We start from the raw sequence: 26266 nt of genomic DNA, 5'->3' as shown, positions 1-26266 counted from the left end.
TTTCTTATTAAATTAAGCCGTAAAATCAGCCTCAAACTTTTCACCAAACCTATCAGTAGCAACGACTTTTATCTTTTTGATTGAAGGTTCAAAATGTGCCACAAATAAATGGTCTGTTTTGCTTGGCTCGGGAAATGTTCTTCCTGCGGGCAATTTATCACCCTTATATAAACTTACTGATAAGGGATCGTAACCTTTCTGCTGTTCTAACGGACCCATGGCTTTTCCATCTAAAAAGTATTCAACTTTCCATTCCGGATCCCAATTCCAAACATTGGCGATCAGTCGCTTCTGGTTGGTTAAATCATCGACGTAAATATGAACCTGTTCTTTTTTTGTTGAGCCTGTCGGCTGATAAAACCATTTCAACTCCGTGCCGTTAACTTCATAAACACCGTAACCTCTTGGAGTGCCATCTTCACAAATAGGGCCTGTCCACCAGGCACCGCAGACAGTACCATGATTATGTTCGAAAATACCATTGGTTATTACATTGCGATTGTAATGTGTGTGGCCCGACATAATGTGAACATTAGTGAATCCATTCAATACAGCATAAAAGTCCGCATTGTTCTTAACTGCGTTATGTACAGGAATGTGAAGATTAATGATAAGCAATGTGTCCTTAGCTACATACTTCAAATCTTTTGCCAGCCAATCTAATTGAGCCTGGGAAATAAATCCGTCATAATTTCTTTCAGTGCCTAAATAGCGAACATCATCTAGCACAACATAATGTGCTTTTCCGCGGTTAAATGAGTAATATGTTGGACCGTAATGCTCCTGAAAGGTTTTGTCAGAAGTTTCATCACCACCCATTCTGTAATCCATATCGTGATTGCCTAAAGCCTGAAAAAATGGAATTCCCATTTTAGTAACGGCAGCATTATAATCAGTAAATAGCTCATGATTATCCCAAACAATATCGCCAACGGTAATACCGTGAACAGGAATTTTTGGATCCATTGCCTTGATAATTTTTATCGTATCCGGAACTGAAGTTTCCATCATCTGCGCAACATCCTTTTTGTTTTTGACCTGAGGGTCGGCCCATATAATAAAATTATGACGGTTGTCATTTTGTTTCAGCGGTGTTAACTCAAAATTCAGATTGGTTTTTCCTAATGCGCTTTCGTAATATTTAGCAATAGAACTTTCAGTTTTAAATTCGTAACCTGAAGGTGTGCTAATCCAGACAAATTTCGCCAGGGGATTAATTTCGATGGTGTAATAGCCTGATTTATCAGTTTGAACTACGTTAAAGCCATCTGAAACTACAACGTTAGCTATTCCTTTTCCTTTACTTAATATCCTACCAGAAATTTTGTTTTCTAATAGCGATGAAAAAGAAAAAGCTTTGATACTAACAAATAGCGTTGTACCTAAGAGTGCAGATTTTTGAATAAAGGATCTTCTATTCATTATGAATGATTTTTTACTTACTGCGGAAGAATATAAAATGATTTCTTCCGCAGATGACAAAGATTTTTATAGATATTTTTAACTTTTTATAATTTATTATCTTATTTCAGTTGCGTTAGCAGGCTCAATATCTGTAAGTGCTGAGGTTTTAGTTAAAAGAATTGGAGTTTGCGTTCTTGCTTTTACCCATTTATTTAATTTTGTATCATAAGCACCGCCTAAAAGGTAGAAATAGCCTAAATCTGCAGTTAAATAGGTTAACGATTGTGTATTTGTACCTGCTCTGTAAAAAGGTTGAGGAACTAAATTTTGAGGATTAATGACATCGTAAATATCAGTATTACCAATTCTGTAACCTCCACCATAATTAGGGGCACCGCCAGATTGATATAAAAGCCCACCAGTACTAACCCACAATACATCGATAGGTACAGTAGCTCCGGTAACCTCAATACCTCTAAATACTGCCATCCCGAATGCATTACCACTATTTGCCATTAAACCGGTGGTGGCATTACCAGTAACTGTACTAGCTGAGTTAAAACGATCGCTCACCTTATTATAATCTAATGCCCTAATCCATTTTGATGAGGCAATTGATGTAGAATTAGCGCCGTTAATTAATTTATTTATACCACCAACATAAAAAAAATCGCCTTTGCTTACAGTGCCAGAAGTTAGATTTATTTTGTAAGTACGCTGCTGGCCAGTTGCCCAACCTTGTGCTGGTACACCCGTTGGTACAGATGCTCCAGCATTATTAGAAACTATTAAAGAAAAAGGCGTGTTGGCAAAATTAATATCTTTAGTAGCCCTGAGCTGAACGTATTCATTGTTGCCATCACCACCATTTACATCACTTATAAAGCCTGAAATTACACATTCAGGAGCATCAATGTTAGTGCTTAAAGCGCCAATATCATTAGCATTAGTTATACGTAGTTGTGGAAGTATTTTATCATTAACGATTTTATTGATTATTATCCCTTTATAATTACCAGAATATGGTGGCTTTACAGATGCAAATGACGCTTTTGGATCGGTATAGAATCCGAAATCATTTGTACCATCATTTAAAACTTTATCGCCTGCTAAGGTTTCTGTAACAGATAATGTTGGATTGAATGTACATTTATAAATAGTTAGCAAAGTACATTCGTACCTATCTGGATAAGTAGCTATTAGATTGCCATATCCTCTCGAAATATATAAAGTTTTACCTGAAGCAATTTTAGTAACATCAGCAGCAGTTTTGCCCATAATTTGTAACGTACCATCAACACGTTTCAACACTCCACCTTCAATTTTAACATGAACAGAATCGCCAGGAACATATTTTGCGGCATCGACACCAATGTTTATGGCAATACCTCTTAATGAATCTAGCCCACCAACAATTCTAGTATTTTGAATGATGAGCAAACCCGATGGCAAATTATTGGTAGAATGATTAGAAATTACCTGCCCTTTAACCATACTGGCCCCACGCATATTTTCGGTTGTAAGCGTTACTTCGGTATTTTTATAAATTTTGCGTAAATCAACATTTGGGATAAACATACTCGGTGTTGATAATACGTAATCGGTATCTCTTTTACAACTTATTATAACTGCAATACACCCTAGTGCAAACAGCATATTTCTTATTATTTTATTCATAACTTTTTAACTCAATTTTAATAATTATGGTTTCTGCCACCACATTAAGGTATTTATGTCATCAGCACCTTGTGCAGCTATTGCATTATTATAACTAGTTGGATTTGTTGATTGTGTTACCACTGGATAATTTAACCTTGCTGGCATTTTTTGGTTGTTAACCAAACCGGGTCCTTTTGGTAAAATAGGATGCCCGGTACGGCGATATTCAAACCATTGCTGAAAATCCACCAAAAACATTGCGTAGTATTTTTGTATATGAATCATTTCTAACTGACTATTTCCGGATGTGGTATTATCCAATGGAAGTGTTGAATCCCAATCTAAATTGGCTGCCTGTACATAATCAATAAACCTACTATCAGTTGTTGTACTGATGTAATTTGGCAACCAATAATTTATCGCATCAACCATTCCTTTGTAGTAATATTTTTCAGTTGGGCCACTAATCCATCCTCTTGCAGCAGCTTCTGCCAAAATAAAATCAACTTCGGCAGCATTCATAATTATACCTGTAAAACGATCAGTTTGTAAGGTGGGCTTATTTTCAGCATCAGAATTAAAGTGAGATAAAACCGTAAGACCAGATCCCTGAGCATAACCACTTGGAATACCAACAAAACCACCATTTGGTGCAGCATCTATACAAAAACGATTAACATTGTTACCTGTTAAATTACTATTCATACGGGGGTCATCCCATGTTACCAGATTACCCAAAAAGAAATTGCAAATAGGAATTCCTCTGAAATCAGCAGCTCTAATATTTACCATAAATGGTGATGAAAAAACTGCCGTACTGCTGTTTGTTCCGTTCCATAAAATTTTAGCCGTGTGGGTATTATTTTGCATTATCGGATATTCTGATGGGTTGCCATCAACAATTTGTTTTATTTTGGCAATTATAGTTGGCGCAACTTCGGCTTTGCCCGATGCCCTTAATAATAATCGTAAATATAACGAGTTGCAAAACCTTCTCCATTTTGAAACATCGCCTTGAAAAACAGGATCGCCAGTGGTATTAATTGGCGTGCCCTCTTTTAAAAGTTGGTTAGCTTGTTCTAATTTGGCAAACATATCAGCATAAATATCTTTTTGTCTGTCAAATTTAGGTTGTACGTTTCCCTCTTTACCTAAATTGGCTTCGCTATAAGGTACATCTCCATAAGTATCAGTTAATAATTGAGATACCCAAGTTTGAGCAACAAGTGATATGCCTTGATATGATTTGTTTAGCGATTCTGGCTTGCTGGCAATGGTATAAATATCTTTTAAATCAGTTAAAAATAAGTACCAATTGTTCCAGGTATAATCTGCCTGTGTTCTTCGTACATCGTACCTAAAAACACGACCTTCCGAATCGTTAATTTCAACCGTAACTTGCATTAGTTGGTTATTAAAATTCCAATTTCTGTTCATATTTGCGTTAAGAACACCAACTAAAGCAGGTGCTAATAATTGGTTTGCTGTTGTTGTGCTCTTGCCAATAGGATCGGTATTAACTCCGGTAAAGTCTTTTGTACAAGAATTAAAGGTTAAACCAATAATGGCTAAAAAAGTATATGCTAATGTTTGTTTATAATTTTTCATGTTGATAAAATTAAAGTCCAACTACTAAACGGGCTCCAAAAGTTCTGGTTGAAGGCAATTGGCCTGTTTCAAAACCTTGAACTATATCTCCTCCCGCTAATGTTCCAAACTCGGGATCGAAAGCTGGCCAAGGCGACCAAATAAATAAGTTACGCCCATAAACACCTAGACTCAATTTAGTAAAACCTATACTTTTAAGCACTTTTTGCCCAAAATTGTATGTTAAATTTGCTTCTCTAAATTTTAAGTAATCCGTTCTAAATACACTTCCTTCTGCTTGCCCACTACCATAAATTGATTCGTAATAGGCATTCATATCGGTGGCTACCACATCATTTTTACGGTATGTTCCATCAGGATTTAGAAGTACCCCGTCGCCAACTACGCCATTATATCTTCCTGGCAAGGTAATACTATGTTTACCTAACGATGCCATTCTAGAAAATGTTAAAGAATGCCCAACTGCGCCTAATTGTGCATCAAACAATGCACTAACACTAACATTTTTATAAGTAATACTAGTGCCAAAACCAAACCTAAATTGAGGTATTGTGTTACCTAAATACAGCAAATTAGGATTTTCCAGCGCTACTCCTGTGGTCGGATTAAAAACTATTTGCCCATCTGGTGAACGTAAATAACCTCTACCATACATATCGCCCATGCTACCGCCAACATTGGCAACCACTTGTCCGCCACCTAGCGCACCAGTACGTAACACCACTGAACTATCTGCCAGTTCCCTAATTTTATTTCTATTGGCCGAGAAGTTTGCATTTACCTCCCATTTAAAAGTGCGAGATTTTAGTGGTGTAGCATTTATAGCAAGCTCAATGCCTTTATTATCTACCCTACCCACATTTATTACTTGAACATTATAACCGGAAGCCTTATCAACAATGCGACTCAAAATCTGATTTTTGGTGTTTCCGCTATACGCTGCAAAATCAAAGTTTAATCGGTTGTTAAATAATTTTAAATCTAAACCAAGCTCAATTGTGGTCGTTTTTAGTGGCTTTAAATCGGGATTTGGCAAAACACGTGGATTATTCATCGCACTATCAGGGTAAATACCATCTGCTGCGTACAAATAATTATAAGCAGTTCTGTAAGGCGTGGTGCCACCACTACCAACACTGGCAATAGAGGCTCTTAATTTAGCAAAGCTGATTACCTTTGGTAGTTTCCAAAAATCGGAAGCAACAAAAGCCAAACTTGCAGAAGGATAGAAAAAACCAACATTATCAGTTCTAGTAATTGTTGCTAATGTACTGTTCCAATCCTGACGGGCTGTTATATCTAAATAAAGGTAGTTTTTAAAGCTTAAAGAAGCTAAAGCATAAAAGCTATTGAGCCTGTATTGTGCCGTATCGGGGGCATAAACTAAAGGATTTTCGTTATTGCTTAACTCATAAAAATTTGGAATAACTAATCCATCAGCTCTTTTTTCTAGCTTGTTGTATTGATTACGCATTTGGCTACCACCTAAATTAGCAGTAAGCTGAATATCTTTAGTTAATTGTTTATTATACTTTAATAAAAAATCGGCACTTATTTCGTAAGATCGTATATCCGCAACGCGATAAGAACCATGTGCGAATTTATTACCTGCAGCATCCCAGGGGCGAAGAGTTTCGCGAACATCATTATTCAAATCTCCCGATGCTCTAAGCATTAAACTCAATGCATCCGTAAATCTATAAGTCGCTTGGATGTTTCCTAACCAACCATTCCGTCTTTGTCCGTTCAAATATTGCTCTGATATAGCATATGGGCCTTCAGGGAAAGTGGTAGTTAAATTTGTAAACTGTCTGTAAACTAAGTTTGTTGCCCAATAATCTTTATACCAATCAATATTCATATTTGGTTGTGCAAACATAAACCAATACATTAACGACTGATTACCATAACCCGTGGCTGGTAAATTATCGCTTTTTCTATTGCTATATTGCACCTTGGCGTTAATGTTTAGTTTTTTAGTTACGTTACTTGTAATATTTAATGCAGCAGTAGTTCGCTCCAAACCTGTATTTGGCACAATCCATTCGTTATTGCCATGGCTTGCAGAGAAGCGTAAACCCACTTTTTTATAAGTACCATCTATACCAAATGAATTGGATGATTCGAAACCGGTTTTAAAAAATGCATCAATTGGATCAGGAGTTGCCACCCATGGTGTTCTGGTTAATCCTTGCGCTCTGGTTGCAGGGTCATATTGAAAAAACATCGCTCCGGGAGAAAACTCAGGGCCATAAGTAGAACTTGTAGAATTGGTGTTTGCTCCATCGGCACTCGCTCCATATGAGTAATATGAATTGCCAGATACCCCAGCGCCGTATTGTGTTTGCCTATCAGGACTTTTGTTAATTTCTTCCCATGCACTGTTTGAAGTAAAGGAGATATTAACTTTCTTTTTATTTAAGCTGGCAGATTTTGTTGTGATGATGATGGCCCCATTTGCTCCACGCTGTCCATACAATGCTGATGCAGCAGGCCCCTTCAATACGGTTACATTTTCTATATCATCAGGATTTAAATCATTTAATCCACTACCAAAATCGGCAGGCATAATATCTCCTGATGTACCGTAAACACCGCCTCCTGTACCGCCTGTACGCCTTGCCGAACTACTCGCCACAACGCCATCAATTACAATTAAGGCTTCGTTATCTCCTGTCAAATTATTTTCACCACGAAGAATAATTTTATTTGAACCGGCTGGGCCACTATTTCTAACCAAATTTAAACCTGCAACTTTGCCCGATAAAGCATCTGTCCAGTTACTAGAAACCGCATTGGTAAAGGCCGTACTATCTAATTTAGAAACTGCATAACCTAACGATTTTTCCTCACGCTTTATGCCTAATGCCGTAACAACCACATCATTTAACTGACTGGTAGATGAAGCCAGCCTTATCGTAGCATTGTTTTCGCTATTATTAAACGTTTTCCGCAAAGTTGAATAGCCCACCATATTATAAAGAACAGTAGTTCCCTTAGCAATACTGATAGTATAATTCCCCTTCTCATTGGTCACTCCTAAAAACTTTTTATTGTTATCCGTTATTGTTGTTCCAATTAATATTTGCCCATCCTGATCATCCAATACGGTACCTTTGATTACAATATTTTGTGCCGGAGTTTGCGCAAAACCTTCATTAATACAAATTAGCTGTATTATTATGGCATACACCAAAAGGCTAAAGCGTTTTAGTTTACTCATAAAAAAAGTACTGCTCTGCTTTAGGTGATTATCGGGACTGCTTTGCTTTACATGCAGAACGCACTGATGCCACGAAATCTGTTGAGTAAAATTTTTGATCATAATTATTATAGTATATCCGGTTAGTAATAGGGTTCATATGTTCGATTTATTTTGTCCGGATTTGCGGGCAAAGTAAGCCTGTTTATGTTAAAAATATATTAAGTGAACATTAACGTATTGAAAGCAACCCAAATATGTTGCGATTTATTTATTTTAACTTACTATATATTTCGTTAATAAAATTAACAAAACAAATCGAAACTAAAAACAATAAAATAAATTGCCAGGAAATATTTTTTAATTGAATGTTTAAACAGACATAAATATTGACAATTGCAAAGGGAATGCAATAAACGAATTTTGCAAAAAAGTAATAAAAAAATGGACTGATTGTTATTAAGAAAAGAAAATGAGGTAAACAATTAATTAAATCGTCGACACAAATCCACTGCGTAATAATTTCATTACAAGTTATGGGGCACTAAAGTGAATAGGAAAACAAAACGAAACACCAGCTTGTAACATTTATATATCATCCAAAATCGAAAGGTAAAGAAACACCATTAACCTGCCTTGACATGCTCAAATACATGCTTCATGTAAAGTTTACGTAAAGAGAATGTCCGTTCCAGTGCAATTAAGATAATCACAGGAAATATTAAAAATTCTACCAGATTAAAAGTGTAGAAAAAGACAGCGAAAATCAAAATCAGCCTGAAGCATTCCAAATAATAAATCCACCTTCTTTGCTCCAAAAGCGCTCCGATATTGATTAAGGTAACTAAGATAAAAATAAGTATTGAACCCTTATTAAATGGTGTCAAATAACTATAAAACAGTGTAGCGCAGGTAAGCATTGCAACCACTACTATTAACTGTATATTTAAATAGGTTTTAAACTTAGGCTTAGCAACATGCTGTTTTTTATTTTGAAAGTAACGTTCTTCTAAAACAGGCCGGATGTTCTGATCCATCAACGCAGGACTTCCGAAAATGGCATTCCACTTGGCCTTAAATCCATTTGCACGTTTGTATGCCTCTCCTATTTCTAAATAGTAATGAAAATGCTGCCAAAGGAAACTATAACTTTTAATAGGATGTGTTAAGCCATATTGAGGCGGCTCTTCTTCTGCCTGAAAAGTACCGAATAATTTATCCCAGAACACAAAAACGTCACCATAATTTTTATCGAGGTATTTTTCGTCAGAAGCATGATGAACACCATGTAAAGAAGGCGTAATCAATATATTTTCAAGCCAGCCCAGTTTACCGATTAATTGCGTGTGTGTAAAAAATGAATAGGCTCCGTGAGCTAAAAGTATGGTGATAATCATGTTAGGATGAAAACCAACTAATGGTAATATACACCAAAACACATTGCGAAAAATGGCTTGAATGGTCGTAATTCTGGCCGCTGCCGATAAATTAAATTCTTCGCTCTGGTGATGCACAATATGTGCAGCCCACAAAAAATTAATTTCGTGGCCAAGCCTGTGATACCAGTACCAAACAAGATCTGTTGAGAAAAGTAATAGTATCCATACATACCATTTAGTAGATATATCAAAGATCGCGTAATGGACATAAACCCAATTATAAACCTGATAAAAACTTGCTGCAATAAATAAATTCAACAATCTTTCGGCAATACCTACGCTAAAATTTGCAACCGTGCTCTCGTATTTAAAAATTTTCGACTTCTTTTGGTGCTGAGCGATCTTAAATTCAATAAATACAAAAATAAAAAATGCTGGAATAGCAAATGCAAGGTAGTTTACCGTCATAACAATTTAGATCTTTTTTAAGTTTAACGGAACAAACTTAAATATATTCTATTAAATACATAGATTTTATAGAATATATTATTACACCTAAATTACTTCGATCTTGATTTAATGTTTGCCGTTTTAATTTATTTGTAGAACTTCGAAATTATAAATACACAACTATGGCTACAAAGAAAAATGCTGAAAACAACAATATATTATCTATAGATATTGGCGGCACAAGTATAAAAACGGTTCTTTTGGATGAAAGTGGAAATATGCTTACCGAATATTTAAAAAGTAAAACCCCGCCCGAGGCTACTCCGAAAGACATTGTTTCTGGCATTGTTGAATTGATTAAGCCCTTCCCCAATAGCTATGATCGGGTGTCGATCGGCTTTCCTGGTTATGTCAAAAACGGTATTGTTAAAACTGCACCCAACCTGGCTAAAAATAAATGGGCAGATGTTGATCTCGCTCAGCGTGTAGCCAACGAGTTAGGTAAATCAGTCCGTTTGGTAAATGATGCCGACCAACAGGGCTTAGGTGTGGTTGAAGGCAAAGGCTTTGAAATTGTTTTTACGGTAGGTACTGGTTTTGGAACGGCTTTATTATTTGATGGAGAATTACTGCCCCATTTAGAACTCGCACATTTCCCGATCAACAAAGAAGAAGACTATGATGATTATATCGGTAATAAGGCTTTCGAAAAAATTGGAACTGAACGTTGGAATAAAAGACTAAAAAAAGTAATCGAAATCTATAAAACGGTTTTCAATTATGATACCTTATATATTGGTGGTGGCAATTCTAAGCAAATAGATTTTAAATTAGAAAGCAATATTAAAATTGTAACCAACAGAGATGGAATTAAAGGTGGGGCAAAACTCTGGAAACTGGCCGACAAGTACAATATCTTTACTGTTGAACCTAAAAAATAATTAGTCTTTATTACAATCTTTTAACAACAATAGCTGCAATATTAATTTGTAAACCCTAATTTTGGGTATATCCTAAAAAATAAAAAATGGCAAATAACGATTCGAAAAAATATAAATTGGGAATGATCGGTTTAGGCACTATGGGCCGGAACTTATTATTAAATATGGCTGATAAAGGTTTCTCTGTAACAGGTTACGATAAAGACAGAAAAATGATCTCGAAACTTGAAGAAGAAGGCAAGAAACACAACTTAGAAGGATTTGACGATATTGAAAGCTTTATTTCTAGCTTAGAAACACCACGTACATTAATCTTATTAGTACCAGCCGGACCAATTGTAGATAGCGTTATTGCAGAACTAAAACCACTTTTAAGCAAAGGAGATATTATTATCGATAGTGGGAATTCACATTTTACCGATACTAACCGCCGTGTGGATGAGTTAGAGAAAGATGGCTTACATTTCTTCGGAATGGGCATTTCTGGTGGCGAAGAAGGTGCACGTTTTGGCCCGAGTATGATGCCAGGTGGCGATAAACAAGCTTATAATGTAGTAAAAGATGTTTTTGATGCCGTAGCTGCAAAAGTTGGAACCGATCCTTGTGTAACCTACATTGGCCCTGGTGCTTCTGGCCACTTTGTTAAAATGGTGCACAATGGAATCGAATATGCCATTATGGAGCTTATTGCTGAGGTGTATGGAATCCTTAAAAATGGTTTAGGCTATTCTAACAGCGATATATATCAAGTATTCAAAAAATGGAATGAAGGCAGACTACAATCATTTTTACTGGAAATTACTGCCGAAATATTCTTATTTAAGGATACCGAAACACAAAACGATCTTTTAGATCAGATTAAAGATGAAGCGCGCTCAAAAGGCACTGGTAAATGGACATCAGAGGTTTCAATGGAACTTCAGTTACCCGTACCAACCATTAATGAAGCCGTTTCCAACCGCGATTTATCGAAATTCAAAAAACTAAGGGTTTCTTTAGAAGAAGCATTCGGAAAAAAAGACACTAAAATAGCTGTTACTGTTGACGAGCTGGAGGATGCATTTTACTTCTCTATGATCAGTGCTTATGCACAGGGTATGCATTTACTGGTTCAGGCCTCAAAAGAATACCAATACGACTTACAGTTACAGGAAATTGCCAAAATTTGGCGTGGAGGTTGCATCATCAGGGCTAAATTCTTGGAGGATATTTATCAGGCTTATGATAAAAACAATGCGCTCGAACATTTATTCGGTGATGCGGGTATCCAGAACATCATTAAAGGTACTTTATCGGGCACACGCAAAACAATCAGTGCCTGTATCAATTCAGGTTTGGGTATTCCTGCATTTGCCTCTACCCTAACTTATTTCGATACCATTACAACAGCCCGCATGCCTTCAAACTTAATCCAGGCACAAAGAGATTTCTTTGGTGCTCACACTTTCGAACGCATTGATAAAGATGGTGTTTTCCATGCCGACTGGAATAAATTATCATAAACTATTTAGATTTACGAACAATAACATAAAATGAAAACCAAAACCGCATTAAACCCTACCATTTTTGTAATATTTGGTGGAACAGGTGATTTAAATAAAAGAAAATTAGCACCTGCCCTATATAATTTATTTATAGAGGGTTACATGCCTGAGAAGTTTGCTATTATTGGTACAGGAAGGACCGAATTTACCGATGATAGTTACAAAACTGCTTTAGAAGAGGCTGTGAACGAATTTTCGCGAAGCGGAAAAGTTAAAAAAGATAAATGGGACGATTTCGGAAATACGATCCACTACTGTCCAACCGATTTTGCCCAGCCAAAAACTTTCGAAAACCTTAAGGCAGCTGTAGATAAATATCAAAAAGAATACGGCGCAGGTACACAGGTAATTTTCTACCTGGCCGTTGCACCTAACTTCTTCCCAATTATTGCTGAATGTTTACAAAAATATAAACTTACACAGGATGAAGATAATAGCCGTATTGTTATTGAGAAACCTTTCGGTCATGATTTAGAATCAGCAAAAGAGCTGAATGCATTATTGAGTACCATTTTTACCGAAAAGCAGATCTATCGTATCGATCATTACCTGGGTAAAGAAACCGTACAAAACATGATGGCTTTCCGTTTTGCCAATGCATTGTTTGAGCCATTATGGAACAGGTCTTATATCGATCACGTTCAGATTTCGGTAACCGAACAATTAGGTGTGGGCGATCGTGGAGGTTATTATGAAGGCTCTGGTGCTTTGAGAGATATGATCCAGAATCACCTGTTGCAATTGCTTTGTTTGGTTGGAATGGAAGCACCAATTAATTTCGATGCCGATGAAATCAGGAATCGTAAAGTTGAGGTTTTAAGAGCTATGCGTCCATTTTCTGCCGAAGATATCCGTTTTCATACTGTTCGTGGCCAGTATAGCAAAGGTTGGGTTGAAGGCAAGGAAGTTCCAGGATATCGCCAGGAAAAAGGTGTTGATGCACACTCTAATACCGAAACTTTTGCGGCAGTTAAATTCCATATCGATAACTGGAGATGGCAAGGTATTCCTTTCTATTTAAGAACAGGGAAACGCCTAAACCAAACTTCATCTTTAATTACCATTCAGTTTAGAGATGTTCCACATCAGATTTTCTCATCAGCTGTAACCGAAAACTGGCAACAAAACAGGTTAGTAATCAGCATACAGCCAGAAATGAGTATCCGCATGCAGGTACAGGCCAAAAGGCCTGGATTAGACATGGTATTAAACCCTGTTGATATGATATTCGACTATAAGGGAACTTATGAGGGTGATACCCCAGAAGCTTACGAAACCTTACTATTAGATGCCATGATGGGTGATCAGACCTTGTTTATGCGTGGCGATCAGGTAGAGGCGGCATGGGAACTGGTAATGCCAATTTTAAATACATGGGAAAGCAAAAAATCAATCAATTTCCCTAATTACCCTGCAGATAGCTGGGGACCAGAAGAAGCTGAAGCACTTATTGCAAGAGATGGTTTCCACTGGTTTAACCTGCCGTTGAAAAATAGGGAATAAACAAGTTGATGGTTCATGGCCAAATAGTCTCGTAGCTATGAGCCGTTGTCATTCTGAGCCTGTCGAAGAACTTAACTAAAGGTGTTTCGACAAGCTCAACATGACATCACTTAATAACAAAATCCGTTATTGCTTCGTGCCTCGCAATGACGATTAATCTATAAAAATGAATCTACTCATATACAAAACATTAGAAGAACTAAACCAGGATCTGGCAGATTATGTAATTAAAATTGCAGAAATGTCAATTGAAGAAAACGACCGTTTCAATTTTGTACTTACGGGCGGCAGTTCTCCTAAAGCACTTTACCATTTTCTTGCCACCGAAGGGCAGCACCGAATTGATTGGGAAAAAGTATATTTCTTCTTTGGCGATGAGCGTAATGTTCCTGCCAACGACGATAACTATAATGGATTAATGGCTAAAAAAACCATTTTAGATCCACTAGGTATTAAAGAAGATCATATTTTTTATGTAGATACTACATTAGCACCAGAAAAAGCGGCTATCGAATATAAAAAAGCAATCGACAAGCATTTCAAGGGTGAAGACATTGTTTTCGATCTAATCCTTTTGGGTATGGGTGATGATGCACACACTGCTTCAATTTTTCCGCATACTACCTTGGTTAAAGACGAAGAAGTAAACGTAGCAGCTGTATATGTTGAAAAACTAGATACTTACCGCATTAGCTTTACCGCGCCATTAATTAACAAAGCAGATAACGTAGCATTCTTGGTGTTTGGAGAGAATAAAGCCGAAGCGCTGAAACATGTTATCGGCGATGAGCAAAAAGATGTAGCGACCTACCCTTCACAGTTAATTGATCCTATTGATGGAAAATTAACCTGGTTTACAGACGAGGCTGCAACAAAATTATTAGAAGATTAAAAATAGGATGATGTCTGAAGAAAAACATTTATCAGACTTTTTAAACGGAAAAACGGAATACACCTTAGGGTTATTCCGTTTTTTTATTGACCAATTGGCCGAATTTGGAGAGATAAATCTCAGACCTACAAAGTCCATGATTGCGATCGAATCAAAAACCAGCTTCGACTATATTACGCAATTGGGGAAAAACTTTATTCATGTGATTATTCCTTTCGATCGGCCATATAACGACAATCTTTGCTTCACAAAGATTGCCCGTGTGCCAGGAAGTAATCAGTTCAACCATCATTTGAGAATTTTCTTTAAAGAAGATGTTAATGATGAAGTGAAAAGTTTTTTTTTGAAAATGGCGATGAAACAAAATACGTCACCCTGAATTCATTTCAGGGTCTGTGTTGTGATGATTTTCCTGACTAAAAAGATCCTGAAACAAGTTCAGGATGACGAGTCGGAGAGAATTTTCCTCAGATGTTATCATTCGAAACCAAATTCGTCATTTCGACTGCAGCGCATCGAACGGAGAAATCTGTATGGATAGATTTCTCCTCCAAAGGAGCTCCTTCGGAGCACTTCGGTCGAAATGACGATCACGGAAGCAGAGCGACTTAATCCAACTTCTCTTCAATTAACAGCTTAATAATCCCATCAGCCATTCCCACTTTAGGTACATAAATCTGCTTTATACCTGTCCACTTCATTAAGGTTAAATAAATCTCGCAAGCTGGGATAATTACGTCTGCACGGTCGGGGTTTAAACCCAGCGTATTAATCCTTTCCTTCAATGAATAACTGATTAATTTATTATACATCGAATTTAATTTCTGCAACGATAAAGGCGCATTTTCCTTCTCATCCGACATGCGGAACAATTTATTGATATTGCCGCCTGTGCCTATGCCAGCCAAATGTTTATACGCTTTTGTTTGCTCTTTCACCCAATCTTTCATCTCTTCCCAAGTTTCTTCCTTATCCTGGTTATCGAGCATTCTAATGGTACCAATATTAAAGGATCTTGAAACTTCCGGAGCACCTTTTACAAAAACAGACAATTCGGTACTGCCTCCACCCACATCAATATACAGGTAGTTTTTATTTTCGTCTAAATCCTCTTCAATATGGTTAGCGTAAATAATATTGGCTTCCCGCTGCCCCTCAATAATCTCTAAAGTAACGTCTGTTTCCTTTTTAATCAGCTTAACAATATCTTCTCCATTACGGGCCTCGCGCATAGCAGAGGTTGCACAGGCCAAATATTCAGAAACATGATAAACATCCATCAGATTTTTAAAAGCAGTCATGGTTTTTACCAGATCTGCAGATTTTTTCTCTGAAATATATTGATCTAAGAATGCATCATCTCCCAGTCGGAGTGGCACACGTATAAGGGTGTTCTTTTTGTATTTATATTTTCCGTCTTGTTTGCTAATATCAGCAATGAGTAATCTCACCGCATTCGAACCGATATCTATAGCTGCGTATCTTAACATTATGATTGATGCTTGGTTTTTAAATAGTTATAAATATCTACTTGTGCCCTTATTTTTTTACTTAATCTGTTTTTGTGATATTTATTATTGTTTAAGGCATTAATCTGCCTCGATTTGGTGTTATCCTGTAACTGCAAATCAATAATATCTTGTATCTCTTGTTTAACATCATGATCCAGGACTGGAAAACCTACCTCTACACGGTGTTCGAAATTCCTGCTCATTAAATCTGCAGACGATAAATACATATCGTTTTTACCGTTATTACCAAAAATATAAACCCTGGCATGCTCCAAAAATTTATCGATAATACTAATAGCAGTAATATTTTCACTAAAGCCCTTTACTCCAGGTACCAGACAGCAGATACCGCGGATAATCAGCTGAATTTTAACGCCGGCATTACTCGCATCGTAAAGTTTGGCAATAATCCCCTCATCTGCTAAACTATTTACTTTTAACATGATGTAAGCGAGTTTGCCTTGTTTAGCATTCCGGATTTCGCGGTTAATAAAATTGACCAATTTCGAGCGGCTCTCCAGTGGCGAAACAATGAGGTGCTTGAAGCCCTTGGTTACGGTACGTTTGCTCAACGCATCAAAAAGTTTTACCAGATCGTTGGTGATCTCTTTCTTTGCGGTGAAAATACTATGGTCGCAGTATAAACCTGCCGTTTTTTCATTAAAGTTTCCTGTTGCTAAGTTTGCATAATATACAGGTTTATCTTTTTCGATCCGCTTTACCAGACAAATCTTAGAATGTACTTTGTAGTCGGTTAAACCGTAATTTACCTTAACACCCTCTTCCATTAAGCGGCTTGTCCAGTAAATATTAGCCTGTTCATCAAAACGGGCCTTAAGTTCTAATAAAACCGAAACAGCCTTACCATTTTTAGCGGCATTGATTAATGCATTGATTACTTTCGAGTTTTCGGCTAACCTGTATAACGTAATCTGTATTTCAGTTACTTTCGGATCAATTGCGGCCTCACGCAAGAACAAAATAATATAATCGTATGATTGGTAGGGTAAATTCACTAAATAATCGCGCTGGGCAACTTTATTGAACATACTTTGGGTTCTGTGCAAATCATGAACCTTCAATGGCACATTGGGCGCATATTCCAATTCCTTTTTACCCACATTTGGGAAGGCAATAAAATCGCCAAACTTATGGTAACGGTTACCTGGTATTAAACTTTCAGCCTCAAGCTTAAGTTTATTCACCAGTACGGTAAGCATGTTTAAAGGCATGGCCGAATCGTAAAGCAAACGCATTGGTTTCCCCTTTTTGCGTTTTTCTAAACTGCTTTTTAAATCCTCGATAAATTTATCATTAATATTTTTATCAATATCTAATTCGGCATCTCGTGTTAACTGGATCGAATAAGCCTCTAAATTGTCGTAAGTAAAAACATAAAATATATCGTCTAAACAATACCTAATAATGTCTTCGGCAAGAATAATAAATTTTAGATCGTTTGTTTCGGGCAAGGCCAAAAACCGCGGCAAATTCGGCGGAATTTCAATGAGTGCATATTTCTCTTTAACTTTTGTATCCTTTTTCGAAAGTTTAACAAAAAAATAAAGATACCGGTCTTTCAATTCTGGAAAAGGTTTATCCATATCCAGCATAATGGGAACCAGATTAGATAAAATCTTATCCCTGAAATGATTTTTAACAAACTCTCCCCGGCTTACATTCAGCTGGGTATCGTTTAAAATAAAAATCCTGTTTTGAGCAAGCTCGTTTATTAAAGTAGCCTGAAAAAGCTGGTCGAATCTTCTTTCCTGTTTTACAACAATGTTTTTAATCTCATTCAGAATTTTCTTTGGATTAAATCCCAAAAGTGCTTTTGCCTTATCGTTCAGATTGGTTAGCCGAGTCATGGTGGCTACCCGCACACGGTAAAACTCCTCTAAATTTGAAGAAAATATGGATAGAAATTTAATCCGTTCAATCAGCGGAACTGTTTCATCGGCCGCTTCTTGCAGTACACGTTCGTTAAAGTAAAGCCAACTGATTTCGCGGTTAAAAAATGGAATCTTCTTATTGCTCATTTAAAAAAATAAAAAATCCCTGCCAAAACAGGGATGCTCAAAACTGCAAATTTATTTGTTAAATCGATGTTAATTCATTTACATATTAACGTTAACAAATTTATTTTTTAGTAGGTGTTTTCGTTTCTTTATTAACCGATGGCGCAGCTTTAGTAACTGTTTTTTTAACAACTGTTGCTGCTTTTGCAGGCGTAGGAGCTGGAGTTACTACTTTTTTAACCGCTGTAGCAGCTTTTGCTGGTGCTTTACCAGCTGTACTAGCCGCTTCTTTAACAGCTGTTGTGGTTTCCTTTACTGCTTCTTTCGCTTTGGTAACTGGTTTTGCTAATACTTTTTCTGCTTTTTCTTCTGTTTCTATTGCCGCAACTTTAATACTTTGTACTATTGGTTTAGCCTTTGCTACCGCTTTTTTAACCACTTTTTCAGCAGATTTCTCAGACTTGCTCAAAGTTTTAACAACTGGTTTTTTCGCTGCTTTTGCTTTCTCTTTTGATGCATGCAATAAATCATCAATTTTTTGACCCACATCTGCTTTTACGATGGTAAATTTCTTTGTTAATTTTTTAGCCACCCGCTTACTGGCCTTGCCCACTTCCGTACTAATTTCCGATACATCATGACCTAAACTTTTAATCACATCTAAGAACTTATCGGTAATTGATTGCTCTAATTGTTTTTTAACTTCTTTCTTAGTGATCTTTTTTTGAGACTTTGGTTTAGTGGTTTTCATATTATTTTTCGTTTTTTTGTGAGGATGGATTAATTTCTATTAAATCTACTTATTTTTTTTACTTAAAAGCTAAAACCATGCCTTCTTTTGATATTGTAAGTAAAGTTGATGCGCAAACATTAGACAACGCCATTAACAATGCTAAAAAAGAAATTCTTAACCGATTCGACTTTAACGGATCGAAAAGCACGATCGATCTGGATAAAAAAACAAATGTAGTAACTATTGTTACTGAAGACGATATGCGTTTAAAAGCGATTGAAGGTTCTATTATCTCCCGGATGATGAAACAGAATCTAGATCCGAAAAGCTTAAATTTTGGTGATGAGCATCAGGCTTCTGGTAATATGATCAGAAAAGAAATCAGCATTAAAGAAGGTTTGGATAAAGAAGCGGCCAAAAAAGTGGTGGCAAAAATCAAAGCTAGCGGTTTAAAAGTTCAGCCTTCCATTATGGATGATCAGGTTCGGGTAACGGCAAAGAAAATCGACGATCTGCAGGAAGTAATCAATCTATGCAGAAATGAAGATTTTGGCCAACCGCTTCAGTATATCAACATGCGTAATTAGGTTAACTGTTTAAATTGGTTAAAATTACTTCTATCAGTAACCGATTTAATTAAACTAATTAACCGATTAACCAATCTCAACTATGGAAATCAGTGAAAACGGATTTATATTTTCTGATAAAAAAGCACTTTTAGCTCTCGATGACATACATCATTATTTAAGTGTAGAGTCGTATTGGGCAAAAGGTATTCCGCTAGATACCGTAAAACGTTCTATAGAAAATTCGCTGTGCTTTGGTATTTATAAAGATCAGGAGCAGGTGGGTTTTGCACGCTGGGTAACGGATAAAGCCACATTTGCATGGCTTTGCGATGTTTATATCAAAGAAAGCTACCGCGGCTTAGGTTTATCTAAAAAACTGATGTCGTTTATGATTTTCCACCCAGATCTGCAAGGACTGCGACGTTATCAGCTGGCTACTTTAGATGCCCATGGCCTGTATGCGCAATTTGGCTTTTCTACTATCCAAAACCCTGAAAGGCAAATGGGAATTGTGGTTCCAAACATCTACACAGAGGATCCAGGATAGATTAAAAAAACCTTTTTCCAGCGCTCTTGTTTTTAAATATATAAAACATAGAGAAAACATGAAAAAGATATTTTTATTCTCCATTGGGATTGCCTTAGCGCTTTCTTTTCAAGCTTGTCAAACGGCCGATAAAAAATCGGCCACGACTAAAGACAGTGTTTCGGGTGATACCAACATGGTAAACGGCAACAAAGTTACAGGTGCCGAAAGCACCGAATCAGGTGTTGATGAGGCTGGCGCTACTTTTTTAAGAAAAGCAGCTGTTGGTGGTATTATGGAAGTTGAAGCAGCCAAGATTGCCCGAACTAATGCAAAAAGTGTTGCGGTAAAAGAATTCGCTGCCAAAATGTTAACCGATCACACTAAAGCCAATACAGAATTAAAGGCTTTGGCTATAAACAAAAAGGTAATTACGCCCGATGCCTTACCTGCCGACGATCAGATTCATTTGGATGAAATGAAGAAAATGAGTGGTGCAGCTTTTGATAAACATTATATGCAGATGATGGTTAATGATCATGAAAAAACAATAGCCTTGTTTAAACTCGGTAAGGAAAACCGCGATCAGGAAATTAAAACTTGGGCAACTAATACTTTGAAGGTAATCGAATTGCACAATGAAATGGCCAAAAAGATTGTTTTGAATATGCAATAACAGGTGAATTTTAGCTTTACAAAAAAATCATAGCCATTGGTTCATGATTTTTTTTCGTAACCAAAATGTGTGAAAAACATCATTTTTAATACAATTTCTTTTCATAGAGAAATTAAAATTAACTTTCGCCGTTTAATACAAAAATACATAAATGAATAAGAGTAGAATTTTCAGCGCGCTTTTAAGTGTTGCGCTCATAAGTGCAGTACCAACGTTAGCCAATGCACAAAAGGCAAATTGGCAAAATCTTGATCTTAAAACAGACAGTACATTTGGAATCAGTACCGAAAAAGCATATAAAGAACTTTTAAAAGGAAAAAAATCTGTTAAGGTTATCGTTGCCGTTAATGATGGCGGTGTAGAAGCATCTCACGAAGACTTAAAGCGGATAATGTGGGTAAACACCAAAGAAATAGCTGGTAATGGTAAAGACGATGATAAAAATGGTTACATCGATGATATTAATGGCTGGAACTTTATTGGTGGGCCAAAAGAATCTATAAATTTTGAAACTTTAGAGTTAACGCGTTTAGTCCGTCGCGACCAGGATCGTTTTGCCACTACCACTGATGCAAATGTTGTAGAAAAAGATAAAAAAGACTTTGCTGTATTTAAAGCAGAAAGGGCCGATTTAGAAAAGCAAATGGCAGAAGCTAAAGAAAATCTTGCAGGTTTAATGGGCTTCAAAGCGGCACTAGATGCAGTAGTGAAAAAAATTGGCAAGGAAAACCCAAGTATTGAAGACTTTAAAAATTTTAAACCAGTTACCGATGTGGATGCCCGAATACAAGGGGTTTTAATTGAGGAATTAGGAAAAAATAACTTTAAAGATTTTTATGAAGATCAGATTACAGAAGGAGTTGATTATTATAGCCGCCAGGTTAATTACAACTTAAATCTCGATTACGATCCACGCGCTATTGTTGGCGATGACCCGAACAATATTATGGAGAAATTTTACGGCAATAATGATATTGCCGGCCCTGATGCCATGCATGGCACACACGTAGCGGGTATTATCGCGGCTGACAGAACAAATAAACTAGGCATTTTAGGTGTAGCAGATAATATAGCTATTATGGGGGTCCGTTGTACCCCAAATGGTGATGAAAGGGATAAAGATGTTGCTAATGCTATTCGTTACGCTGTCGATAACGGTGCCAAGGTAATTAACATGAGTTTCGGCAAGCCTTATACCTGGAACAAGGAAATTGTTAACGAAGCGATGAAATATGCAGTTGAAAAAGATGTACTAATTGTGCAGGCAGCTGGTAACGAAAACAAAAACATCGATGTAGAAAGCAATTTTCCTAATCATAAAGATTTAGATGAAAAAACAATTGCTTCATGGATAACCGTAGGCGCATCTGGCCCTAAAGATGATCAAACACTTAAAGCTAGCTTCTCCAACTTTGGCAAAACACAGGTAGACGTTTTTGCGCCAGGAGTTAAAATTTATTCAACTGTACCTGGTTCTAAATACAAAAACTTAGACGGGACAAGCATGGCTTCTCCCGTTGTGGCTGGTTTAGCTGGGTTAATCCGCTCATACTATCCAAAATTAACGGCAGCCCAAGTGAAAGAAATTATCGTTAAATCGGTAACTAAGGTTAACCATAACGTAGAATATGCTAAAAGTGAAGAACCTGGTGCAGAAAAAATTTCTGTTCCTTTCTCTGACCTTTGTATCAGCGGTGGTATTGTAAATACTTATAATGCATTAAAATTGGCAGCAACTTACTCAGGTAAGACAGTAGCTAAATAATTTAAAAGATAGCGATTAAACAAAAAATGCGTCCCGATGTAAAATCGGGACGCATTTTTTGTTTGGCATACTTTAGAGAAGTCAAGTTTTAAAAACTTGACTTCTCTGGCTTTGCACTATGAGACAACTTAACTAAGCCAAAATCTTATCTGGGGTAATCGGCAATGTTCTGATTCTTTTTCCGGTTGCATTAAAAACGGCATTAGCTACTGCAGCAGAAAAACCGATCAAAGCAATTTCTCCCATACCTTTTGCACCCATCGGATTAATGTAGGGATCAGGCTTATTGATAAAATTAACATCAATCTCTGGTACATCGGCATTTACCGGAACGTGGTAGTCGGCAAAGTTGTTATTGATATATCTTCCATATCGGTGATCGATTATTGATTCTTCTGTTAAAGCCATCCCGATTCCGCCAACTGCACCTCCTAACATTTGGCTTCGGGCCGTTTTCGGACTTACAATTGTACCCGAATCGCCTACAGAAACAATTTTACTCACCTTTACTACACCCGTTAGCGAATGAACCTTTACCTGCACAAAATGAATTGAGAACGAATACATTGAGTAACTATCTCTCTCCTTACCACCCTGGCTCTCTTTGGTTACTTCAATTTGTGGAAGGTTATTCTTTTTTAACACATCAATAAAATTAGCCGTAGCATCCATATTTGAATTTGCTGCAAGCTCTGCAATTGCAGAATTTAGCGCCACACAAACATCATTCACAGCCGAACCTACCGTTGATAATGTAGCCGATCCACCCTGACTTGGCGCTGGTGGCAAAGAAGAATCGCCCAATTCGAACGTAATTTTATTTACGGGAATTTTCATCAATTTATTAGCGATTAAAGTCATACCTGTTCCTGTTCCTGGACCAATATCGCTGGTTGCACTTTGTAAAAGCAGCGATCCATCAGCCTTTAAAATACCCTTCACACTGGCTTTGCCTCTGTTGGCGTTAAACACACCAATACTTACCCCATAACCTGTTTGCCATGGCCCTTCCACCAAACTACCTGGTTTATTTTTCCGATTACTCCATCCTATTTTCTCAGCCCCGATTTTGTAGGCTTCTTTAATGTTCTTACTAGAAAATGGTTTGTTTTTCTGCTGATCGGTTTCAGGGTCATTTTTGATTCTAAAATCCAATGGATCCATATCCAAAGCATGCGCCATTTCGTCTATAGCACTTTCGAGTGCAAAAGCTCCGGTTGCCTCGCCTGGTCCGCGCATCCATATTGGTACGCCAAGATCAACTGGTACAATGGCATAGGTGGTATTTACGTTATCACACTGGTACATAAACTTCGCCATATTAACCACGCCTTCGGTAAAGTTTTCATAAGTGGAAGTTTCGCCATAAGCCCTATGCGTAATGCCTGTTAATTTACCATCTTTATTTGCGCCCAAACCAATAGTTTGTATCGCTGCTGGCCGATTACCCACCATGGTAAACATCTGCATCCTGGTAATCACCACTTTTACAGGTTTACCAATATGTTTAGAGGCCATTACGGTAGCAATTTCCAACGGCCAGGTACGTAAAGCCATACCAAAACCACCACCAACAAACTCCGAATTCACCTGGATATTTTCCATAGGAATTTTAAACACATTTGCAATAGTTCCCTGAGTAGCTTTTACACCTTGTGTTTTGGCGTAAACCGTAAGTTGGTTATTTGGTCGCCAATCGGCAATAATCCCGTGCAATTCCATTGGGTTATGGGTCTCAATCGGGAGAAAATATCTTTCTTCGAGCTTTACCTCTGCGGTTTTATAGGCATTTTCTATACCACGTTTATAATCAGCCTGCCCCTGAAGTTTTTTGGCCTTAGGGTCTTTTAAAGCTTTCTCAAAATCGGTATTAAATTCTTCTTTGGCATAGCTCGCCTTAACCAATGAGGCGGCATGAGTTGCCCTTTCGAAAGTATTGGCCACTACGATTGCGATCGGTTGCCCGTTATAAAAAATCTTATCGGTATAAAAAATCTTCATTTGTGGTCCGCCTTCCTGCTCGTAAGCAGGTGCTGATGGTTTATTCAAGTGCGAAATCACAGCAATTACACCTGGTGCTTTTTCAGCAGCCTTGGTATCGAGTGCGGTAATTTTCCCCTTGGTAATGGTACTGGTTACCAAAACACCATAGGTTAATCCAGGTAATTCGTATTCAGCAAAATATTTAGCTTGTCCCGTAACCTTCAAAATTCCATCTACGCGATCGTTATCGTCTTTTAATATTCTCTTTTCCATAACTAAGCTTTTGATTTTGCAAGATTTAACGCTTCAATAATCGTATTGGGTGCCAGTTTAAGCTTGAAATCATTTCCTCCAAAGCCTTTTGCATCCTTCATGGCCAATTGTGCAGCCTGCTCAAAATTGGTTAAAGTGGCTTCTTTTCCTTTTAAAAAATTTTCAGATGCCGTTAAACGCCAAGGTTTGTGTGCTACTCCACCCATCGCTAAGCGAACATCGGTAATTTTATTATTGCTGATTTCAAACGCTGCTGCTACTGATACAAGGGCAAAAGCATAAGAGGCCCGATCTCTAACTTTAAGATAATGGTAATTTTTAGCCAGGTTACTTACCGGAATTTCCAAACGGATAATCATTTCGTCTACCTTTAAGTTATTGTCTAACTGTGGTGTATCTCCTGCTAAACGATGAAAATCTTTAAATGGAATTTTCCGTTCCCCTTTGGCATTAGCCAATATCACTTCAGCATCTAGAGCGATTAGAGCCACACACATATCGCTCGGATGAACGGCAATACATTTCTCTGAAGTTCCGAAAATAGCATGCATGCGATTAAAACCTTCCATGGCGCCACAACCTGTTCCTGGCTGACGTTTGTTGCAAGGCATTTCGGTATCGTAAAAATAACCACAACGTGTACGTTGCATCATGTTACCACCAACAGTAGCTACATTTCTTAGCTGGGCAGATGCTCCTGCCTGTAAAGCCCATGAAAGTAATGGTAGTTTCTCTTTTATCAGGGCATGATCTGCAACAGCAGAGTTAGAAGCCAAAGCGCCGATATGGATCTTATTTCCAATCTGCTCGATCTGTTTTAGTGGAACGTGATTGATATCGATGAGCTTTTCTGGTGCAGTAACACCTCTTTTCATCAGATCAATCAGGTTGGTACCACCTGCCAGGAATTTTGCATTTTTATCTTTTACCAATAAGGCAATTGCTGATTTTGCTGTGGTTGTTCTTAAATATTGAAAATTGATCATAACGTTTCGCCTCCTTGCTTAACTTCAATAATTGCATCAACTATATTAGGATAAGCACCACACCTACAGATATTTCCACTCATATACTCGCTTATCTCAGCTCTTGAATTGGTATGGCCTTCGCGTACACAGGCTACGGCCGACATAATCTGACCAGGTGTACAGTAACCGCACTGAAAGCCATCGTGTTTGATAAATGCAGCCTGCATAGGATGTAAAGTATCGCCATTCGCCAAACCTTCAATCGTAGTGATTTTCTTTCCTTCATTCATCACCGCTAAACTCAGGCAAGAATTTACCCTTTGTCCATCAACATGAACCGTGCAGGCGCCGCACTGGCCATGGTCACATCCTTTTTTAGTGCCCGTTAAGTGCAGTTCTTCGCGCAAATAATCTAAAAGTGTTACTCTAGGCTCTACTGTTGTTTGATAAGCTTTATTATTTACCGTAAGCTTTAAGGGGATTTTCTCAAAAAGTTCAGCAAAACGTTCATCAGCATTACTTTCAGCTGCTTTAACCGCAACACCGGGCGTTAATGCAATGGCTGTAATTACCGAGCTTTTTTTCAGGAAATCGCGCCTGCTATCACCTTGGTTTGGTTTCTGATCGGAAGATTTCATAATTGGATATTTAGATATAGAGAT

At 37.4% G+C, this 26266-nt stretch carries 20 protein-coding genes; 9 read left to right on the top strand and 11 right to left on the bottom strand.

Going from position 1 to position 26266, the window contains the following annotated elements:
• Positions 1-12: 12 nt before the first annotated feature.
• The 5 genes from EZ456_RS11280 to EZ456_RS11260 all read right to left on the bottom strand — a co-directional run bounded on the left by EZ456_RS11280 (position 13) and on the right by EZ456_RS11260 (position 9720).
• The gene (locus tag EZ456_RS11280) at positions 13-1422 is read right to left on the bottom strand and encodes a calcineurin-like phosphoesterase C-terminal domain-containing protein (protein WP_131530171.1); all 1410 of its coding nucleotides are present in this window, start codon (positions 1420-1422) and stop codon (positions 13-15) included.
• A gap of 96 nt (positions 1423-1518) precedes the next feature.
• Positions 1519-3081, bottom strand: coding sequence for a DUF5689 domain-containing protein (locus EZ456_RS11275; protein ID WP_225876522.1), 1563 nt, complete (start codon positions 3079-3081; stop codon positions 1519-1521).
• Between the two features lie 24 nt (positions 3082-3105).
• Entirely contained in the window at positions 3106-4671 is a 1566-nt protein-coding gene (locus EZ456_RS11270; RefSeq protein WP_131530169.1) for a SusD/RagB family nutrient-binding outer membrane lipoprotein, read from the bottom strand.
• 10 nt (positions 4672-4681) lie between these two features.
• Positions 4682-7894, bottom strand: a complete 3213-nt coding sequence (locus EZ456_RS11265) for a SusC/RagA family TonB-linked outer membrane protein (protein ID WP_131530167.1) — start codon at positions 7892-7894, stop codon at positions 4682-4684.
• Positions 7895-8499: 605 nt separating this feature from the next.
• The gene (locus EZ456_RS11260) at positions 8500-9720 is read right to left on the bottom strand and encodes a sterol desaturase family protein (RefSeq protein ID WP_131530165.1); all 1221 of its coding nucleotides are present in this window, start codon (positions 9718-9720) and stop codon (positions 8500-8502) included.
• Between the two features lie 164 nt (positions 9721-9884).
• Between EZ456_RS11260 and EZ456_RS11255 the strand changes: the two genes are divergently transcribed.
• From EZ456_RS11255 to EZ456_RS11235, 5 genes are all read left to right on the top strand, one after another.
• Positions 9885-10643 carry an ROK family protein gene (locus EZ456_RS11255; protein WP_131530163.1) on the top strand — a complete coding sequence of 253 codons (759 nt, stop codon included), beginning with the start codon at positions 9885-9887 and terminating at the stop codon, positions 10641-10643.
• A gap of 86 nt (positions 10644-10729) precedes the next feature.
• The gene (gene gndA, locus EZ456_RS11250; protein ID WP_131530161.1) at positions 10730-12145 is read left to right on the top strand and encodes an NADP-dependent phosphogluconate dehydrogenase; all 1416 of its coding nucleotides are present in this window, start codon (positions 10730-10732) and stop codon (positions 12143-12145) included.
• A gap of 30 nt (positions 12146-12175) precedes the next feature.
• Positions 12176-13690: a glucose-6-phosphate dehydrogenase gene (gene zwf, locus EZ456_RS11245; protein WP_131530159.1), complete on the top strand. Its 1515-nt coding sequence runs from the start codon at positions 12176-12178 to the stop codon at positions 13688-13690.
• 166 nt (positions 13691-13856) lie between these two features.
• Positions 13857-14582 (top strand): 6-phosphogluconolactonase, encoded by a 726-nt coding sequence (pgl, locus tag EZ456_RS11240; RefSeq protein ID WP_108198595.1) that lies wholly within the window; start codon positions 13857-13859, stop codon positions 14580-14582.
• A 10-nt stretch (positions 14583-14592) separates the two neighbouring features.
• Positions 14593-14961, top strand: a complete 369-nt coding sequence (locus EZ456_RS11235) for a DUF5655 domain-containing protein (RefSeq protein ID WP_131530157.1) — start codon at positions 14593-14595, stop codon at positions 14959-14961.
• A gap of 229 nt (positions 14962-15190) precedes the next feature.
• Here the strand turns inward: EZ456_RS11235 and EZ456_RS11230 are convergent, their stop codons facing one another.
• The 3 genes from EZ456_RS11230 to EZ456_RS11220 all read right to left on the bottom strand — a co-directional run bounded on the left by EZ456_RS11230 (position 15191) and on the right by EZ456_RS11220 (position 18862).
• Positions 15191-16072, bottom strand: a complete 882-nt coding sequence (locus EZ456_RS11230) for a Ppx/GppA phosphatase family protein (protein WP_131530155.1) — start codon at positions 16070-16072, stop codon at positions 15191-15193.
• Entirely contained in the window at positions 16072-18132 is a 2061-nt protein-coding gene (gene ppk1, locus EZ456_RS11225; protein WP_131530153.1) for a polyphosphate kinase 1, read from the bottom strand. Before ppk1 ends, EZ456_RS11230 begins: the two co-directional genes overlap by 1 nt.
• A gap of 100 nt (positions 18133-18232) precedes the next feature.
• Positions 18233-18862, bottom strand: a complete 630-nt coding sequence (locus EZ456_RS11220) for a hypothetical protein (protein ID WP_131530151.1) — start codon at positions 18860-18862, stop codon at positions 18233-18235.
• A 77-nt stretch (positions 18863-18939) separates the two neighbouring features.
• Between EZ456_RS11220 and EZ456_RS11215 the strand changes: the two genes are divergently transcribed.
• The 4 genes from EZ456_RS11215 to EZ456_RS11200 all read left to right on the top strand — a co-directional run bounded on the left by EZ456_RS11215 (position 18940) and on the right by EZ456_RS11200 (position 22380).
• Positions 18940-19431 (top strand): YajQ family cyclic di-GMP-binding protein, encoded by a 492-nt coding sequence (locus tag EZ456_RS11215; protein ID WP_131530149.1) that lies wholly within the window; start codon positions 18940-18942, stop codon positions 19429-19431.
• 82 nt (positions 19432-19513) lie between these two features.
• Positions 19514-19960, top strand: a complete 447-nt coding sequence (locus EZ456_RS11210; protein ID WP_131530147.1) for a GNAT family N-acetyltransferase — start codon at positions 19514-19516, stop codon at positions 19958-19960.
• Between the two features lie 58 nt (positions 19961-20018).
• The gene (locus EZ456_RS11205) at positions 20019-20615 is read left to right on the top strand and encodes a DUF4142 domain-containing protein (protein ID WP_165501305.1); all 597 of its coding nucleotides are present in this window, start codon (positions 20019-20021) and stop codon (positions 20613-20615) included.
• 151 nt (positions 20616-20766) lie between these two features.
• Positions 20767-22380, top strand: coding sequence for a S8 family peptidase (locus tag EZ456_RS11200; protein WP_131530143.1), 1614 nt, complete (start codon positions 20767-20769; stop codon positions 22378-22380).
• Between the two features lie 132 nt (positions 22381-22512).
• Here EZ456_RS11200 and EZ456_RS11195 read toward each other — a convergent pair whose 3' ends face one another.
• From EZ456_RS11195 to EZ456_RS11185, 3 genes are read right to left on the bottom strand one after another with little or no spacing between them, the layout of a single operon-like run.
• Positions 22513-24636, bottom strand: coding sequence for a xanthine dehydrogenase family protein molybdopterin-binding subunit (locus EZ456_RS11195; protein ID WP_131530141.1), 2124 nt, complete (start codon positions 24634-24636; stop codon positions 22513-22515).
• 2 nt (positions 24637-24638) lie between these two features.
• Entirely contained in the window at positions 24639-25622 is a 984-nt protein-coding gene (locus EZ456_RS11190; RefSeq protein WP_131530139.1) for an FAD binding domain-containing protein, read from the bottom strand.
• Complete coding sequence (locus EZ456_RS11185; RefSeq protein ID WP_131530137.1) at positions 25619-26242, bottom strand: (2Fe-2S)-binding protein; 624 nt, start codon at positions 26240-26242, stop codon at positions 25619-25621. Before EZ456_RS11185 ends, EZ456_RS11190 begins: the two co-directional genes overlap by 4 nt.
• Between the last annotated feature and the right edge of the window lie 24 nt (positions 26243-26266).

The organism is Pedobacter psychrodurus (genome assembly GCF_004331735.1).
Taxonomy (GTDB): domain Bacteria; phylum Bacteroidota; class Bacteroidia; order Sphingobacteriales; family Sphingobacteriaceae; genus Pedobacter; species Pedobacter psychrodurus.
This window is presented reverse-complemented; position numbering and strand designations above follow the sequence as displayed.